Below are 16,592 nucleotides of genomic sequence, written 5' to 3'. Positions count from 1 at the left end.
TCACGGCAGGACGGACGACGAGCCGGCGGGGTCAGCCCGTCGGCTCGCTGATGTTCACCATCCAGGGGATGCCGAACCGGTCGGTGCACATGCCGAAGACGTCGCCCCACATCTGCTTCTCCAGCGGCACGGAGACGGAGCCGCCGGCGGACAGCTTCTCCCAGTAGCCGCGCAGCTCGGCCGCGTCGTCGCCGCTGAGGCTCACCGAGAAGTTGGTCCCCGGCGTGTGGTCCATCCCGGGCGGGGTGTCCGCGCCCATCAGGGTGAAGCCGCTCGGGGTGTCCAGCATGGCGTGCATGATCTTGTCGGTGTAGGCGGGGTCGGGCATGCCGGCCGAGCCGAAGGTGTTCAGCGCCAGGGTGCCGCCGAACACCTGCTCGTAGAACTCCATCGCCTGTCGGGCATCGCCGTCGAAGCTGAGGTAAGGGTTGAGTCGCGAGGTCATGACGCCTCCCGGGTCGGGACGAAAGTGCCAGTGCTGCGCACGCTAGCGCGCACCACCGACAACGGCCCGCCGAGCGGCGCACCGGCGGGACCCGCCCGCCGGCGCGGTCGGCCTCAGGCGCCGCAGGAGCGCAGGAACTTCCGGGTGCGCACCGCGATGGGCAGCGGCTTGTCCGGCTCGCAGGGGTACATGTCCTGCTCGACGATGGCGAACAGGTCCACGTCCAGTTTCTGGGCGGCGGTGAGCACCGGGCCCAGCTCCGGCACGCCGGCCGGCGGTTCGCACATCACGCCGCGCTGCACGGCCGGCCCGAAGGGCACGCCGCCCGCCCGCACCTCGGCGAGGATCTCCGGGTCGACCTGCTTGAGGTGCAGGTAGCCGATGCGTTCGCCGTAGGTCTCGATCAGTTTGACGCTGTCGCCGCCGCAGTAGGCGTAGTGGCCGGTGTCCAGGCAGAGGTTGACCAGGCCGGAGTCGGTGGCGTCGAGGAAGCGCTCGACGTGCTCCTCGGTGTCGATGTGGGTGTCGGCGTGCGGGTGGACGACGATGTCCAGGCCGTAGGTGTCGCGCACCTCGCGGGCGAGGCGTTCCATGCCCCGGGTCAGGTGGGTCCACTGCTCGCCGGTCAGCTCCGGCGGCTCCAGGATCTCGGCGGTCTTGTCGTCGCGCCAGAAGGACGGGATGACGACCAGGTGCTTGGCGTCCATGGCCCGCGTCAGGGCGGCGACGCGGCCGACCTGCTCCCAGGTGGCGTCCCACTCGGAGGGGCCGCGGTGCAGCCCGCAGAAGATGGTGCCCGCGGAGACCTTGAGTCCGCGCCGGGTCACCTCGTCGGTGAGCCGGGCCGGGTCGGTGGGGAGGTAGCCGTAGGGGCCCAGCTCGATCCAGTCGTACCCGGCCTCGGTGACCTCGTCCAGGAAGCGTTCCCAGGGCACCTGCTGAGGGTCGTCGGGGAACCAGACGCCCCAGGAGTCGGGTGCCGAGCCGACGCGGATGCGGTCCAGGGCAGCGGGCATGTCAGGTCTTCCCTTCGACGGTGTGCGGTGCGTCGGTGACGGGTGGAGTGTCCCCCGGCACCGTGTCCTGCGACTCCTGCTCCTTCGGCTTCTCCTCCTTCGGCTTCTCCCCCTGCGGCTCCCCCTCCTTCGGCTCCGCGTCCGGCAGTGCCTCCACGTCCACCCCGCCGACCTGGGCCAGCTCGTGCTTGAGGGCGGCCAGTTCGGCGCCGCCCGCCATGTGGTTGGTGAGCTGTTCGAGGGTGATGCCCGCGCGGGCGGCGCTGAGTTCGAGGGTGCCCAGGCGCAGCACGCTGAAGTGGTCGCCGACCATGTAGGCGTGGTGGGGGTTGTGGGTGATGAAGATGACGCCGAGGCCGCGTTCGCGGGCGGCCGCGATGTACTTGAGGACCACGCCGGACTGCTTGACGCCGAGGGCGGCGGTGGGCTCGTCGAGGATGAGGACGCGGGCGCCGAAGTAGACGGCGCGGGCGATGGCGACACTCTGGCGCTGGCCGCCGGAGAGGGTCCCGATGGGCTGTTCCAGGTCGTCCAGGACGATGCCCATGTTGCGCAGTTCCTCGTCGGCGGTCCGCTTCATGCGGGCGATGTCGAGGCGGCGCACGGGCCAGGGGCCCCGGGTCATCTCGGAGCCGAGGAAGAAGTTCCGCCACACCGGCATCAGCGGGATGGTCGCGAGGTCCTGGTAGACCGTGGCGATGCCGCGCGCGAGCGCGTCGCGCGGGGTCGTGAAGCGCACCGGCTCGCCGTCGACGAGGAACTCGCCCTCGGTGTGCTGGTGCAGCCCGGAGATGATCTTGATGAGGGTGGACTTGCCGGCGCCGTTGTCGCCGAGCACGCAGGTCACCCGGCCGGGGTGGACGGCGAGGTCGACGCCGTGCAGGGCGCGGATGTTCCCGTACGCCTTGCCCGTGCCGCGCAGTTCGACGATCGGGCCGTCCTGCCCGGGTGCGGGGTCCGTGCGGACGGCACCGTGGGTGCCGGGGGTCTTGGTGGTCATTTCCGTCACCTCCGGGTCGCCGCGCGGCGCACGTACAGGTTGATCAGGACGGCGCCGAGCAGCATCACGCCGAGGAAGGCCTTGAACCAGTCGGGGTTCCAGCCGGCGAAGACGATGCCCTGGTTCACCATGCCGAACATGAAGGCGCCGAAGACCGGGCCGATGGCGGAACCGTAGCCGCCGGTGAGCAGACAGCCGCCGATCACGGCCGCGGCGATGTAGATCAGCTCCTGGCCGACGCCCTCGCCGGACTGCACGGTGTTGAAGGAGAACAACTGGTGCATGCCGACGAACCAGGCGCCGAAGCCGACCAGCATGAACAGCGTGATCTTGGTGAAGGTGACGGGCACGCCGACCGCGCGGGCCGACTCCTGGCTGCCGCCGACCGCGAAGATCCAGTTGCCGTACTTGGTGCGGAGCAGCACCCAGGTGGCCAGGGCGGCGAAGACCAGCCAGTAGAAGACGGTGATCTTCACCTCGACGCCACCGACGTCGAAGGACGAGGCGAAGACGGCCTTGGCCTGGTCGAAGCCGTCCATGTCGCTGATGTCGTCGGTGGCAACGTTGCCGGTGACGAGTTTGGTGACGGCGAGGTTGACGCCCTGGAGGATGAGGAAGGTGGCCAGCGTCACGAGGAAGCTCGGCAGGCCGGTCTTCATCAGCACCCAGCCGTTGAACGCGCCGACGGCGAGGGAGACCACGAGGGCGACGATCACGCCCATCCAGACGTTCACGGTCAGCTGGTAGCTGAGCATGCCCGCGGTGAGCGAGGAGGTGACCACGGCGACACCGGCCGACAGGTCGAACTCGCCGCCGATCATCAGCAGGGCCACCGGCAGCGCCATGATGCCGATGGTGGACGACTGGTAGAGGACCGTCGCCATGGAGCCGCCGTCGCGGACCGAGGGGGCGGCGATCAGGAAGAAGACGAACACGGCGACGGCGCCGAGGAAGACCCCGACCTCGGGCCGGGCGAGCACGCGCAAGGCCACCGAGCGCTCGCGGGTGCGCCCGTCGGTCTCCTTGGGGCCGGGGGCCGGCGGTGTGGTCACCGCCGGCTCAGCCTGTCGGGCCATGCTCATCACCGGGTGCCCTTCGAGGCGAACTCGGCGACGGCCTTCACGTTGGACTCGTCGACGAAGGCCGGGCCGGTCAGCACCGGCTGCTCACCGCCGCCGCTGTAGTTGCCGTTGTTCTTGTAGAGCCACAGTCCGTCGACGGCCAGGTAGCCCTGGAGGTAGGGCTGCTGGTCGACGGCGAACTCGATGTCGCCCTTCTCGATGGCGCCGGTCAGCTGCTTGTTGAGGTCGAAGGTGGCGACCTTGGCCTCGCTGCCGGACTCGTCCACGGCCTGCACGGCCGTCATGGCGAAGGGGGCGCCGAGCGTGACGAGGTGGTCGATGTCGCCGTCCTGCTTGAGCTTGGCGGTGACGGTCGACTTCACCGAGGGCATGTCGGTGCCGTTGACGTAGAGGTTCTCGATCGACCCCTCGAAGGTCTTCTTCACGCCCTCGCAGCGCTGGGTCAGGCCGACGTTGCCCTGCTCGTGGATCACACAGACGGCGTTCTTCGCGCCGTCCTCGTTGAGCCGCTTGCCGAGCGCCTCGCCGGCCACGCTCTCGTCCTGGCCGAAGAACTCCATCAGGCCGAGCTTCTTCCAGTCCGCGAGACCGGAGTTGAGCCCGACGACGGGTATGCCGGCCTTCTCCGCCTTGCCGAGGACGCTCTTCAGGGCGTCCGGCTTGGCGAGGGTGACGGCGATGCCGTCGACCTTCTGGTCGATCGCGTTCTGCACCAGGTTGGCCTGGTTGCCCGCGTTCGGGTCGGCGGAGTAGACGAGCTTGACGTTGTCCTTGGCGGCCGCGGCCTCGGCGCCCTTGCGGACGATGTCCCAGAAGGTGTCGCCGGGCGCCTGATGGGTCACCAGGGCGACGGTCATACGGGGGGTGTTCGCCTTGCCCGCGGAGGCGCCCGACTCTCCCTCCTTGTCGGCCTTCTTCCCGCCCGAGCTGCTGGAACAGCCGGCGAGGGTCAGGGCCGCGGCGGCGGCGAGGGCCACGGCAGGGGCGAATCTGCGGGAGCGGGCGTGCGAAGAGCGGTCCATCTTTCCTGCACCTCACTGTGCGACTGTGCGACGGGAAGCCGTGTGCCAGACCAGAGAAGAACGGCTGTTGCGCTGGGACCGGATACAAGTCCTTGGGGCGCCCGCTGTCAATACTTTGTCAAGACATCATTTCACTCACAGGTCCGAATGTAAGTACAAACTATTGACAGCGTCGTCCAGGAGTCATACACCTGGGAGGCGGCAGGCCCCCGCCCAGCCCGAGGAGCGTCGCACATGGCCGAGTCAGTCCCGCGTTTCGATCTGATCACGATGGGCCGCATCGGGGTCGATCTCTATCCCTTGCAGACGGGCGTACCCCTGGCGGAGGTTGAGACCTTCGGCAAGTTTCTCGGCGGTTCGGCCTCCAACGTGGCGGTCGCCGCCGCCCGCCTCGGCCGCGCAACGGCCGTCATCACCCGGACCGGGGACGACCCGTTCGGCGGCTACCTGCACCGGGCGCTCCAGGAGTTCGGCGTCGACGACCGCTGGGTCACACCGGTGGCCGCCTACCCGACCCCCGTGACCTTCTGCGAGATCTTCCCGCCGGACGACTTCCCCCTGTACTTCTACCGCCGCCCCAAGGCCCCCGACCTGGAGATCCACCCGGAGGAGCTGGACCTGGACGCGATCCGCGCCGCCCGCATCTTCTGGATCACCGGGACGGGGCTGAGCGAGGAGCCGAGCCGCGCGGCGACCCTGGCCGCGCTCGCCCACCGCGCCAAGTCCGGCACCACCGTCTTCGACCTCGACTGGCGGCCGATGTTCTGGGCCGACCCCGACCAGGCCCGCCCGTACTACGCCGAGGCGCTGCGGCACGCGACCGTCGCGGTCGGCAACCTGGACGAGTGCGAGATCGCCACCGGCGTCCGCGAGCCGCGGGCCTGCGCCGAGGCGCTGCTGGCGGCCGGTGTGGAGCTGGCCGTCGTCAAGCAGGGGCCGAAGGGCGTCCTGGCCGTGCACCGCGACGGCCGCAGCGCCGAGGTGGAGCCGGTGCCGGTCGAGGTGGTCAACGGCCTCGGCGCGGGCGACGCGTTCGGCGGCTCCCTCTGCCACGGTCTGCTCTCCGGCTGGGAGCTGGAGCGGATCATGCGGTACGCCAACGCGGCCGGCGCCCTCGTCGCCTCCCGACTCGCCTGCTCCTCCGCGATGCCCACCGGGGCCGAGGTCGACGACCTCCTCGCGCGAGCCACTCCCTGAACGGAGCTTCGTCTTGTCCCTCAGCATCCCCGACCTCACCGCGGTCAGAGCCCGGCGCCCGGAGGCGGTCGCCGAGGCCGCGGCCCGCCGTACCCGCCGGCCGCTGATCGGCGACTCCGGCCGGCTGATGATCGTGGCGGCCGACCATCCGGCCCGCGGCTCGCTCGGCGTCGGCGACCGCCGGCTCGCCATGGCCAACCGGGCCGACCTGCTGGAGCGCCTGTGCACCGCGCTGTCCCGGCCGGGCGTCGACGGCGTGCTCGCCACCGCCGACGTGCTGGACGACCTGCTGCTGCTCGGGGTGCTGGAGAACAAGGTCGTCATGGGGTCGATGAACCGCGGGGGCCTCGCGGGCGCCGCCTTCGAGATGGACGACCGCTTCACCGGTCACCGCGCCGAGGACATCGCCCGGCTGCGGTTCGACGCGGGGAAGCTGCTGCTGCGCATCGACTACGACGATCCGGGCTCGCTGGCCACGATGGAGGCCGCCGCCCGCGCCGTGGACGCCATGGCGGAGCGCGGACTGCCGCTGTTCGTGGAACCGTTCATCTCCCGGCGGGTCGACGGCCGGGTCCGCAACGACCTGTCCGCCGAGGCCGTCACCCGCTCCGTCGCCATCGCCGCCGGCCTCGGCGGCACCTCGGCCTACACCTGGCTGAAACTGCCCGTCACCGACGACCCGGAGGACATGGGTGAGGTCCTGGAGACCTCCACGCTGCCAGCCGTACTGCTCGGCGGCGACATAGGCGGCTCACCGGCCGACCAGAGCGCCGCCTACGAGCGCTGGCGCAAGGCGCTCAGGCTGCCCACCGTGCAGGGCATGGTCGTCGGCCGCTCGCTGCTCTACCCGGCCGAGGGCAGCGTCGAACAGGCGGTGGACACGGCCGTCGGACTGCTGTGACCGAGGAGAGGCGGAGGAGTAGGCGATGACGTATCACCTTCCAGCGGGCAAGGCGGCGGCGGACGGCCCGTACGCCGTGGACGTGACGCCCGAGAGCGCCGGCTGGGGCTACGCCGGCCTGCGGGTCCTGAACCTGCCGCCCGGCGGCAGTCACACCTTCGACAGCGGCGAGAGCGAGTGGATCGTCCTGCCGCTGAACGGCGGCTGCACCGTCGCCACCGCCGACGACTTCGGCCAGGACACCTTCGAACTCACCGGCCGCGACAGCGTGTTCGGCGGCGTCAGCGACTTCGCGTACGTCCCCCGCGACGCGCGGACGACCGTGACCTCGACCGGCGGCGGCCGCTTCGCCCTCACCGGCGCCCGCTGCACCCGCCGCCTACCCGCCCGGTACGGACCGGCGTCCTCGGTGCCGGTGGAGCTGCGCGGCACCGGTAACTGCTCGCGGCAGGTCAACAACTTCGGTGCGGCCGCCCGCGCCGGAGGCGCGGATGAACAGGGTTTCGAGTGCGACAAGCTGATCGCGGTCGAGGTGCTCACCCCGGGCGGCAACTGGTCGTCCTTCCCGCCGCACAAGCACGACGAGCACCGGCCCGGCGAGGAGTCGGTGCTGGAGGAGATCTACTACTTCGAGTTCGCCGACCACGACGGCACCCCCGGCCTCGGCTACCAGCGGGTCTCCCCGTCCGGGCAGGGCAAGGGCACGGACGTGCTGGCCGAGGTGCGAAACGGCGACGTGGTCCTCATCCCCGACGGCTGGCACGGACCGTCGATGGCCGTCCCCGGCCACCACATGTACTACCTCAACGTCATGGCGGGCCCGGAGGCCGAACGCGCCTGGCTGATCTGCGACCACCCCGAGCACGCCTGGATCCGCGACACCTGGCCGGACCAGGCCGTCGACCCCCGACTCCCCCTCTACACCGCACCGGAGAGGTCCGCATGAGCGCCACCGGCACCCGCCGACTGACCACCGCCCAGGCCCTGGTGCGCTTCCTGGCCGCCCAGTACACCGAACGCGACGGCGTACGGCACCGCCTGATCGCCGGGACCTGGGGCATCTTCGGCCACGGCAACGTGGCGGGCGTCGGCCAGGCCCTCGTCGAGTACGGCACTGTGCCTGGTGGGGAGACACCCCCCGTCATGCCCTTCCACCAGGGGCGCAACGAACAGGCCATGGTGCACGCCGCCGTCGGGTACGCCCGGCAGCTCAACCGCCTCTCCGCACAGGCGGTGACGACGTCCATCGGCCCCGGCGCCACCAACCTGGTCACCGGCGCGGCCCTGGCGACCGTCAACCGCCTGCCGGTCCTGCTCCTGCCCGGCGACTACTTCGCCTCGCACGCCGCCGGCCCGCTGCTCCAGCAGCTGGAGCACCCGGTCGAGGCCGACGTGTCGGTCAACGACGCCCTGCGTCCCGTCTCCCGGTACTTCGACCGGATCAGCCGCCCCGAGGCGCTGCTCGCCTCCGCGCTCCGGGCGATGCGCGTGCTCGCCGACCCGGCCGAGACCGGCGCGGTCACCCTCGCGCTGCCGCAGGACGTGCAGGCGGAGGCGTTCGACTGGCCGGAGGAGTTCTTCGCCGACCGCGTCTGGCGGGTACGGCGGCCCGCCCCCGACCCCGAGGAGCTGACCGAGGCCGTCCAGGCGCTCCGCGCCGCCCGGCGCCCGCTGATCGTCGCGGGCGGCGGCGTCCACCACAGCGAGGCCGAGGCGGCGCTGAGGGCGCTGGTCGACACCACCGGCATCCCCGTCGCCTCCACCCAGGCCGGCAAGGGCGCCCTGCGCCACGACCATCCGGCCGACCTCGGCGGCATCGGCCACACCGGCACCGCCGTCGCCGACGACCTGGCCCGCACCGCCGACCTGGTGATCGGCGTCGGCACCCGCTACTCGGACTTCACCACGGCCTCCGGCACCCTCTTCCAGGACCCGGACGTCCGCTTCCTGAACCTCAACATCACCGCCTTCGACGCCCACAAGCTCGCCGCCCGCACCCTGGTCTGCGACGCGCGGGCCGGGCTCACGGCGCTGACCGAGGCGCTGTCCGGCCACCGGGTGCCGTCGTCGTACGAGGACGAGTACCGGGCCGGCCGGACCCGCTGGGAGGAGAAGGTGCGGGGCGCCTTCCAGGCCGACGACGACAGCGCCGTGCCGACCCAGACGCAGGTGCTGGGCGCGCTGGACGCGGTGGTCGGCGACGACGACGTGGTGATCAACGCGGCCGGTTCGCTCCCCGGCGACCTGCACAAGCTGTGGCGGTCCCGCTCGCCGCGCCAGTACCACCTGGAGTACGGCTACTCCTGCATGGGCTACGAGATCCCGGCCGCGCTCGGCGTCCAGCAGGCCGCGCCCGGCACGGCCGTGTGGGCCCTGGTGGGCGACGGCACCTACCTGATGAACCCGACCGAGATCGTCACCGCCGTGCAGGAGAACCTGCCGGTCAAGCTGGTCCTGGTGCAGAACCACGGCTACGCCTCGATCGGCGGCCTGTCCGAGTCGGTCGGCGCCGAGCGGTTCGGCACCGACTACCGCCACCGCGCCGCCGACGGCACCTTCACCGGCGCCCCGCTCCCCGTCGACCTCGCCGCCAACGCGGCCAGCCTCGGCATGGACGTGCTGCGCGCCAAGACCGTGCGGGAGCTGCGCGAGGCGCTGACGACGGCACGCGCGGCGACCCGCCCGACCTGCGTCTACGTCGAGACCGCCGCCGCCCGCGACGCCCTCCCGGCCGAGGCCTGGTGGGACGTGCCGGTGGCCGAGGTGTCCGCCCGCGAGGCCGTCACCGACGCCCGCGCGCGGTACGAGCACGCGGTCGCCGACCGCCGCCACCACCTCTGACACCCCGTCACCTACGCAACGGAGGTACGTCCATGGCGAAGACCGGCGACCGGGCACGTGCCGTGACCGCCCCCGCGCTGAGCACCCTGGACTTCGCCCTCGACCGGAGCAGTCCCGTGCCGCTCTACTACCAGCTGGCCCAGCAGCTGGAGGGGGCGATAGAGCACGGCGTCCTCGCGCCGGGGAACCTGCTGGGCAACGAGGTCGATCTCTCCGTCCGCCTCGGACTGTCCCGGCCGACCGTCCGCCAGGCCATCCAGTCCCTGGTGGACAAGGGCCTGCTGGTCCGGCGGCGCGGCGTCGGCACCCAGGTGGTGCACAGCCAGGTCAAGCGCCCGCTGGAGCTGAGCAGCCTGTACGACGACCTGGAGGCGGCCGGGCAGGGTCCCGGCACCCTGGTGGTGCGCCACGAGGGCGTCCCGGCCCCCGCCGAAGCGGCGGCGGCGCTCGGCGTCGCGGAGGGCGACGAGGTCACCGTCCTGGAGCGACTGCGCCTCACCCACGGCCAGCCGGTGGCGCTGCTGTGCAACTACCTTCCGGCGGGACTGCTGGAACTCGACGACACACGGCTGGAGTCGACCGGCCTGTACCGGCTGATGCGCGCCTCCGGGATCACCCTGCACAGCGCCCGCCAGACCGTCGGCGCCCGCATCGCCACGGGCGAGGAGGCCGAGCGCCTCGACGAACGGGAGGGCGCCGCGCTGCTGACCATGCAGCGCACCGCGTACGACGACACCGGGCGCCCGGTCGAGTACGGGACGCACATCTACCGCGCGTCCCGGTACGCGTTCGACTTCCAGCTGCTGGTCAGGACCTGACGCGGGTCACCGGGCCGGTTCAGAAGGTGAGCCGGAACAGTGCCCCCGCGCCGGGTGCCCGCTCGGCGGTGAGTTCGGCGCCGTGGGTGCGGGCGATCTGGCGGGCCATGGCCAGTCCGAGGCCCGAACCGGGCAGCGCGCGGGCGGAGGGTGCCCGGTAGAAGCGGTCGAAGATGTGCGGCAGGTCCTGGTCGGCGATGCCGGGGCCGTGATCGCGCACGGTCAGCTCCCGCTCGGTCAGGACGACCTCGACCGTGCCGCCGGGCGGGCTGAACTTGGCCGCGTTGTCCAGCAGGTTGCCGAGCAGCCGGTCCAGCCGGGCCGGGATGCCGGGGCGCAGCAGGCCGGCCGCGCGGTCGGTGACGTCCAGGGTGAAGATGATGCCGGGCCAGCGTTCGCGGGCGCGGATCAGGGTGTGCCGGGTGAGCGCGGCGAGGTCGATCTGTTCGAGGAGCGGCTGCGGTTCCTCGTCCCGGGCCAGCTCGATGAGGTCGTTCACCAGGGTGGTGACGTCCTCCAGCTGCCGGACCAGGGCACCGGCCGCCCGCTCGCGCCGGTCGGCGGGCAGGCGGTCGGCGCGGGTGAGGAGTTCGGCGTTGGTGCGCAGCGCGGTCAGCGGGGTGCGCAGCTCGTGCGACGCGTCGGCGATCAGCCGGCGCTGCGCCGTCACCGACCGCTCCAGCTCGTCGAGCATCGTGTTGAAGGTCGTCGCGAGCCGGGTGATCTCGTCGTCCCGGTGGCGGCCGGACCCCGGACCGGCGGGCAGGTCGATGCGGTGGCGCGGGTCGCGGGTGGCGGCGACCCGCTCCGCCGTCGCCGTGAGCCGGGTGACGGGGGCGAGGCCGGTGCGGGAGACGGCGTAGCCGAGCAGTCCGGCGACGACCACGCCCGCCGCGCCGATGCCGCTCAGCAGCCACGCGGCCTGGTGCACGCCGCGCTCGGCGACGTCGGAACGGAGCGCGACCTGGACGGCGGTGCCGTCGCCGAACGTGGTGGTCAGCATGCGCGCGGGGTGCCCGTCGACCGTGATGTTCCGGTAGTAGGGCGCCCGGTGGCCCGCCGCGACCTCGCGGACGGCCGGGGACACGGGCAGGACGTACGGCTCGGCCGGGTCGTCGGCCGGGTCGGGCGGCACCGTCTGGGCGCAGGCGGGGGCGCCCAGGAAGCGGCACTCGCCGCGGTGCACGGTCGGCCCGTCCTCCCGGCTCTGCTGGGCGACGAGGGTGGCCGACTGGGCGAGGTTCTGGTCGACCTGCTGGTAGAGCTTGTAGCGCAGGACGAAGAACGCGGCCGTGCACACGCCGACGGTGACGAGGACGACGGCCGCCGAGGCCGCCAGCGCCAGCCGGGACCGCAGTCGGCGCGGGCGCGGCACGAGGCGCCACGGCCGGTTCACGCCGCGCCCAGGCGGTAGCCGACACCGTGCACGGTGTGCACGAGACGCGGCTCGCCCTCCGCCTCCAGCTTGCGGCGCAGGTAACCGACGTAGACGGCGAGCGAGTTGGAGCCGGGACCGAAGTCGTGTCCCCAGACCCGTTCGAAGAGGGTCTCCCGGGTGAGGACCTGTCCGGGGTGGAGCAGCAGCTGCTCCAGCAGCGCGAACTCGGTCCGGCTGAACTCGATGGCCCGCTCGCCGCGCCGTCCGGTCCGGGTCTCCGGGTCCACCACCAGGTCGGCGTACGACAGGAGGTCGCCCGGCTCCTGGGCGCCGGTGTCCGCCCGGCGCAGCAGGGCCCGCACCCGGGCGGTCAGCTCGTCCAGCGCGAACGGCTTGACCAGGTAGTCGTCGGCGCCGGCGTCCAGCCCGTCGACGCGTTCGCTCACCGAGTCCAGCGCGGTCAGCACGAGCACGGGGGTCCGGTCGCCGACGCCGCGCAGGCGGCGGCAGAACGCCAGGCCGTCAAGGACCGGCATCATCACGTCGACGACCACGGCGTCCGGCTGCCAGGCGGCGACCTCGGAGAGGGCCGCGAGGCCGTCGGCGGCGCCCCTGACCGCGTAGCCCTCGACGGTGAGGCCGTCCTCGACGGCGGCCCGCACCTCGGGCTCGTCGTCGACCACCAGAATTCTTCTCAGCACGCGCCCAGCCTGCCAAAGGAGCGTCTTAAAACCTTCTTAGGCCGGCTTGTGACCGTGGCGGCCATGTTCGGATCCTCGTCCTCCGGCCCGGCCCACGTGCCGCCCGCCGGACATCACAGTCCCCCGCCCCGGCTGTCCGTGGTGATCGGCGCGGGCGGTACCGGTGGGCACATCTACCCCGGTCTCGCCCTCGCCGACGCGCTGCGCCGCGTCGTACCGGCCGCGGAGATCTCCTTCGTCGGCACCACCCGGGGCCTGGAGACCCGGCTCATCCCGCAGGCCGGGTACCGGCTGCACACCGTCGACATGATCCCCTTCGACCCGAGCCTCGGCGCCCGGCGCTACCTGCTGCCCTCGGCGCTGGTGCGGTCGGCCGGGCAGTGCCGGACCGTGCTGCGCGAGCAGGGGGCCCAGGTGGCGGTCGGCATGGGCGGCTATCCGAGCGCCCCGGTGATCCTCGGGGCCCGCTGGTCGGGCCTGCCGAGCCTGATCCACGAGTCCAACGCCGTGCCGGGCCGCGCCAACCGCTTCGCCGCCCGGCTCACCCCGCACGTCACGGTCGCCTTCGACCGCTCCCGCTCGGGCCTGGCCGGCGGCGAGAACGCCCGCGTCGTCGGCATGCCCATCGCGGCGGCCCTCGCCGGACTGGACCGCGACGCCCGGCGCCCCGAGGCACGGAGGGCGCTGGGGGTGCCGGACGGGGCCCGGCTCGTCGTCTTCAACGGCGGCAGCCTGGGCGCCGCGCGGCTCACCGAAGCCGCGACGGAACTGGCCCGGCGCTGGCGTCGGCGCACCGACGTACACCTGCTGATCAAGACGGGGCCGGACGCCCTGGAGGAGGCCCGGTTCCGGCTCGCGGGCAGCCAGGTGGCCCGCGTGGTGCCGTACCTGGACCACATGGACCAGGTGTACGCCGCCGCCGACCTGGTGGTCTGCCGGGCCGGTTCGGCGACGGTCGCCGAACTCGCCAGCACCGGAGTGCCCGCGGTGCTCGTGCCCTACCCGCACGCGCCCGGCGACCACCAGACCCACAACGCGCGCGTGCTGACCGACGCCGGGGCCGGCCTGCTGCTGTCCGACGCCGAGACCTCGGCGGCGCGGCTGGCCGAACTGATCGAACCGCTGCTGACCGATCCTGCCCGGCTCGCGGCGATGGAGTCGGCCGCCGACCCCGGCCCGCACGCGTACGCCGCCGACCTGCTCGCCGCCGAGGTACTGCGCCTCGCCGGCCACCCCCTGCCGACCTTCGACCCCTTGGAGCGCACCCCATGAACCACACCCCCGACTGGACCGGCCGCGAGGTCCTGGTCACCGGAGCCGAGGGTTTCATCGGCTCGGCCCTGGTCGACCTGCTCATCGCCCGGGGCGCCCGGGTCCGGGCGTTCACGCACTACAAGCCGTACGCCGAGAAGGGCCACCTCGCCCACCTCCTCGGCCACCCGCTGGTCACGACGGTCACCGGCGACGTCCGCGACGCCGGCCGCGTGATGGACGCCGTCGACGGCTGCGACACGGTCTTCCACCTCGCCGCGCTGATCGGCATCCCGTACAGCTACGACTCGCCCGGCGCCTACGTCCAGACGAACGTCGTCGGCACCGAGAACATCGCCGAGGCCTGCCGGCGCCACCAGGTGCGCCGCCTGGTGCACACCTCCACCAGCGAGGTGTACGGCACCGCCCGCACGGCGCCGATCAGCGAGAGCCACCCGCTGCAGCCGCAGTCGCCGTACTCCGCGTCCAAGATCGGCGCGGACATGATGGCGCTGTCCCACTGGCACGCCTTCGAACTGCCGGTCACCGTGGTGCGCCCCTTCAACACCTACGGCCCCCGGCAGTCCGCCCGCGCGGTGATCCCGGCGATCCTCGCCCAACTGCACTCCGGGGCCCGCACGATCAGGCTCGGCTCGCTCACGCCGACCCGGGACTTCACCTACGTCACCGACACGGCGCGGGGGTTCATGGCGATGGCCGACTGCGACCGGGCCCTCGGGCAGGTGGTCAACCTCGGCTCGGGCCGGGAGATATCCATCGGCGACCTGGCGCAGGCCCTCACCGTCGCCGCGGGCACCGACGCGGAGATCGTCGTGGACCCCGCCCGGCTGCGCCCGAGCGGCAGCGAGGTCCAGCGCCTCCTGTCCGACAACTCCCGCGCCCGCCGGTGGGCGGGCTGGGAGCCGCAGGTGGGCCTGGCGGACGGGCTGCGCCGGACGTCGGCGTGGGTGAAGGAGCACCTGGACCTGTTCGCGGCGGAGCGCTACCAGGTCTGACCGGGCGGGCCCGCGGCTGTGGCGGCCGGACATGTGAGAAGGACCTCCGCGGGCTCACGCCCGCGGAGGTCCTTCTTCGGTCACCGTCGGGACGACAGGATTTGAACCTGCGACCCCTTGACCCCCAGTCAAGTGCGCTACCAAGCTGCGCCACGTCCCGGTGTGCCCACGCGCGGTGCGACCGCGCGATCACGCGACAGCACCTTACCGCACCCACCGGGCCACGCCTAAGCGGGACGGTCGGGGGACAATCGGCCGTATGGACAGGACAGCATCGGACCGCCCGGCCGACGCCCGCGACCGGGACGACGAGGGGCGGGCGCGCAACGCCCGGCCGCGCGACGGGCTGGGGCGCCCGCTGCCGTACGGCGCGGACGGCGTCGCCCGTCAGCCGGAGGGCGTCGTCCGGGCGCCGGACGAGACGGTCGCCGAGGCGCAGCGGCTGCTTGACGAGGGGAAGCCGTTCCACGCGCACGAGGTCTTCGAGGACGCCTGGAAGTCGGGCCCCGAGGAGGAGCGGCAGCTGTGGCGCGGGATGGCCCAGCTGGCGGTGGGGCTCACGCACGCGGCCCGCGGCAACGGCACCGGCGGGGCCAGGCTGCTGCGGCGCGGGGTGGGCGCCGTGACGGAGTGGGCGGCGTCGGACGCCGGACGGGAACGGCCGTACGGGATGGACCTCGGCTCGGTCGCCGGGTGGGCCGGGGAGCTGGCGGGGGACGTGGAGGACGGCGCGTCCGTGGACGCGGGGGCGCGGGCGCCGCGGCTCCGGGGCTGACCCGCACCTGCCGGCCGGGCGGCCCGGTCCGGGTGCTGTCGGTGGCGTACGGCAGACTCGTGGGGTGCGGAAGATTCATGTGATCGGTATCGGTGCGGGCGACCCCGACCAGCTGACCCTGCAGGCGGTCAGGGCGCTGCGGAGCACGGACGTGTTCTTCGTCCTGGGCAAGGGCGAGGTGAAGGACGACCTGGTGCGGCTGCGCCGGGACATGCTGGAGACGCACGTACCGGAGGGCACGTACCGGGTCGTCGAGGCCCGTGACCCGGAGCGGGACCGGAGCGCGGAGGGCGCGGCGTACTCCCCCGCCGTCGAGGACTGGCGCCTGGCCCGCGCCGGCATCTACGAACGGCTGATCGCCGAGGAGCTGGGCGAGGACGAGAGCGGCGCGTTCCTGGTGTGGGGCGACCCGTCGCTGTACGACAGCACGCTGGGCATCCTGGAGGAGGTCCTGGGGCGCGGCAGCGTGGCGTTCGAGTACGACGTGGTGCCCGGCATCAGCAGCGTCTCGTCGCTGGCCGCCCGGCACCGGACGGGGCTGAACCGGGTGGCGCGGCCGGTGCAGATCACCACCGGGCGGCGGCTCGCGGAGGGCTTCCCCGAGGGCGTCGACGACGTCGTGGTGATGCTGGACGCCCACCAGACCTTCCGGCGGTACGCGGACCAGGACCTGGACATCTACTGGGGTGCCTACCTGGGCACCCCGGACGAGATCCTCGACTCGGGTCCGATCGCCGAGGCCGGGCCGCGCATCGAGCGGCTGCGCGCGGAGGCGCGGGAGCGCAAGGGCTGGATCATGGACACGTACCTGTTGCGGCGGCGCCCCAGAGCCTAGGTTCCGGCGCACCCGGGCGGACCGTCCCCGCATGCGTGGCCGCTGCACGGGTGTGATCGTGACCTCGTGACAGTCGCCGAGGAAGCGCCGCGGACCGCCGCCGCCCAGCCGCCCGTGCTGGACCGGCGGCGCCGTAACGTCGTCTTCGTCACGATCATGCTCGGGATGCTGCTGGCCGCGCTGGACCAGACGATAGACGGGAACGCGCAGCCGAAGAAAGAATCTGACCATGGCGGCCACACGCACAAGACAGACAGATATAAAAAAATGAAGGAGGCGCCCAACTTTCCTGATAAGATCTAGGTGGTGGCCCT

At 72.6% G+C, this 16,592-nt stretch carries 17 protein-coding genes and 1 tRNA gene; 10 read left to right on the top strand and 8 right to left on the bottom strand.

Annotated elements, in window-relative coordinates; translation table 11 throughout:
• Nucleotides 1–31: 31 nt before the first annotated feature.
• The 5 genes from ACFC1X_RS03580 to ACFC1X_RS03560 form a co-directional block, all read right to left on the bottom strand.
• Complete coding sequence (locus ACFC1X_RS03580; RefSeq protein ID WP_376348371.1) at nucleotides 32–445, bottom strand: VOC family protein; 414 nt, start codon at nucleotides 443–445, stop codon at nucleotides 32–34.
• A gap of 113 nt (nucleotides 446–558) precedes the next feature.
• Nucleotides 559–1,461, bottom strand: a complete 903-nt coding sequence (locus ACFC1X_RS03575; RefSeq protein WP_376348369.1) for a sugar phosphate isomerase/epimerase family protein — start codon at nucleotides 1,459–1,461, stop codon at nucleotides 559–561.
• A gap of 1 nt (nucleotide 1,462) precedes the next feature.
• The gene (locus ACFC1X_RS03570; protein ID WP_376348368.1) at nucleotides 1,463–2,461 is read right to left on the bottom strand and encodes an ATP-binding cassette domain-containing protein; all 999 of its coding nucleotides are present in this window, start codon (nucleotides 2,459–2,461) and stop codon (nucleotides 1,463–1,465) included.
• A gap of 5 nt (nucleotides 2,462–2,466) precedes the next feature.
• A complete protein-coding gene (locus tag ACFC1X_RS03565) occupies nucleotides 2,467–3,543 on the bottom strand; it encodes an ABC transporter permease (RefSeq protein WP_376348366.1) in 1,077 nt (358 codons plus the stop codon).
• The gene (locus ACFC1X_RS03560) at nucleotides 3,543–4,565 is read right to left on the bottom strand and encodes a sugar ABC transporter substrate-binding protein (protein WP_376348364.1); all 1,023 of its coding nucleotides are present in this window, start codon (nucleotides 4,563–4,565) and stop codon (nucleotides 3,543–3,545) included. Before ACFC1X_RS03560 ends, ACFC1X_RS03565 begins: the two co-directional genes overlap by 1 nt.
• A gap of 234 nt (nucleotides 4,566–4,799) precedes the next feature.
• Between ACFC1X_RS03560 and iolC the strand changes: the two genes are divergently transcribed.
• From iolC to ACFC1X_RS03535, 5 genes are read left to right on the top strand one after another with little or no spacing between them, the layout of a single operon-like run.
• Complete coding sequence (iolC, locus tag ACFC1X_RS03555; protein ID WP_376348363.1) at nucleotides 4,800–5,762, top strand: 5-dehydro-2-deoxygluconokinase; 963 nt, start codon at nucleotides 4,800–4,802, stop codon at nucleotides 5,760–5,762.
• 13 nt (nucleotides 5,763–5,775) lie between these two features.
• Nucleotides 5,776–6,663, top strand: coding sequence for a deoxyribose-phosphate aldolase (locus ACFC1X_RS03550; RefSeq protein ID WP_376348361.1), 888 nt, complete (start codon nucleotides 5,776–5,778; stop codon nucleotides 6,661–6,663).
• A 25-nt stretch (nucleotides 6,664–6,688) separates the two neighbouring features.
• On the top strand, nucleotides 6,689–7,609 hold the full coding sequence (gene iolB / locus ACFC1X_RS03545) for a 5-deoxy-glucuronate isomerase (protein ID WP_376348360.1): 921 nt from the start codon (nucleotides 6,689–6,691) through the stop codon (nucleotides 7,607–7,609).
• A complete protein-coding gene (iolD, locus tag ACFC1X_RS03540) occupies nucleotides 7,606–9,504 on the top strand; it encodes a 3D-(3,5/4)-trihydroxycyclohexane-1,2-dione acylhydrolase (decyclizing) (protein WP_376348358.1) in 1,899 nt (632 codons plus the stop codon). The genes iolB and iolD overlap by 4 nt, the downstream gene beginning before the upstream one ends.
• 32 nt (nucleotides 9,505–9,536) lie before the next feature.
• Nucleotides 9,537–10,322 carry a GntR family transcriptional regulator gene (locus ACFC1X_RS03535; protein ID WP_376348356.1) on the top strand — a complete coding sequence of 262 codons (786 nt, stop codon included), beginning with the start codon at nucleotides 9,537–9,539 and terminating at the stop codon, nucleotides 10,320–10,322.
• A gap of 19 nt (nucleotides 10,323–10,341) precedes the next feature.
• Here the strand turns inward: ACFC1X_RS03535 and ACFC1X_RS03530 are convergent, their stop codons facing one another.
• Both ACFC1X_RS03530 and ACFC1X_RS03525 read right to left on the bottom strand, forming a co-directional pair.
• Complete coding sequence (locus ACFC1X_RS03530; protein WP_376348355.1) at nucleotides 10,342–11,718, bottom strand: sensor histidine kinase; 1,377 nt, start codon at nucleotides 11,716–11,718, stop codon at nucleotides 10,342–10,344.
• On the bottom strand, nucleotides 11,715–12,401 hold the full coding sequence (locus tag ACFC1X_RS03525; RefSeq protein ID WP_376348353.1) for a response regulator transcription factor: 687 nt from the start codon (nucleotides 12,399–12,401) through the stop codon (nucleotides 11,715–11,717). Before ACFC1X_RS03525 ends, ACFC1X_RS03530 begins: the two co-directional genes overlap by 4 nt.
• 141 nt (nucleotides 12,402–12,542) lie before the next feature.
• Here ACFC1X_RS03525 and ACFC1X_RS03520 point away from each other — a divergent pair, with 141 nt between their 5' ends.
• Both ACFC1X_RS03520 and ACFC1X_RS03515 read left to right on the top strand, forming a co-directional pair.
• On the top strand, nucleotides 12,543–13,673 hold the full coding sequence (locus tag ACFC1X_RS03520) for a glycosyltransferase (protein ID WP_376348544.1): 1,131 nt from the start codon (nucleotides 12,543–12,545) through the stop codon (nucleotides 13,671–13,673).
• Complete coding sequence (locus ACFC1X_RS03515) at nucleotides 13,670–14,668, top strand: GDP-mannose 4,6-dehydratase (RefSeq protein WP_376348351.1); 999 nt, start codon at nucleotides 13,670–13,672, stop codon at nucleotides 14,666–14,668. The genes ACFC1X_RS03520 and ACFC1X_RS03515 overlap by 4 nt, the downstream gene beginning before the upstream one ends.
• Nucleotides 14,669–14,754: 86 nt before the next feature.
• Here ACFC1X_RS03515 and ACFC1X_RS03510 read toward each other — a convergent pair.
• Nucleotides 14,755–14,828: transfer RNA gene (locus ACFC1X_RS03510), tRNA-Pro, on the bottom strand.
• A 99-nt stretch (nucleotides 14,829–14,927) separates the two neighbouring features.
• Here ACFC1X_RS03510 and ACFC1X_RS03505 point away from each other — a divergent pair.
• From ACFC1X_RS03505 to ACFC1X_RS03495, 3 genes are all read left to right on the top strand, one after another.
• Entirely contained in the window at nucleotides 14,928–15,443 is a 516-nt protein-coding gene (locus tag ACFC1X_RS03505; RefSeq protein ID WP_376348350.1) for a DUF309 domain-containing protein, read from the top strand.
• A gap of 64 nt (nucleotides 15,444–15,507) precedes the next feature.
• Nucleotides 15,508–16,278, top strand: coding sequence for a precorrin-6A synthase (deacetylating) (cobF, locus tag ACFC1X_RS03500; RefSeq protein WP_376348349.1), 771 nt, complete (start codon nucleotides 15,508–15,510; stop codon nucleotides 16,276–16,278).
• A gap of 66 nt (nucleotides 16,279–16,344) precedes the next feature.
• Complete coding sequence (locus tag ACFC1X_RS03495) at nucleotides 16,345–16,581, top strand: hypothetical protein (RefSeq protein WP_376348347.1); 237 nt, start codon at nucleotides 16,345–16,347, stop codon at nucleotides 16,579–16,581.
• The last annotated feature ends 11 nt before the right edge of the window (nucleotides 16,582–16,592 follow it).

It is taken from the genome of Streptomyces sp. NPDC056128, assembly GCF_042263835.1.
Lineage (GTDB): Bacteria > Actinomycetota > Actinomycetes > Streptomycetales > Streptomycetaceae > Streptomyces.
The sequence above is the reverse complement of the archived record's forward strand: the minus strand, read 5'-3'. Positions and strand labels throughout refer to the sequence as shown.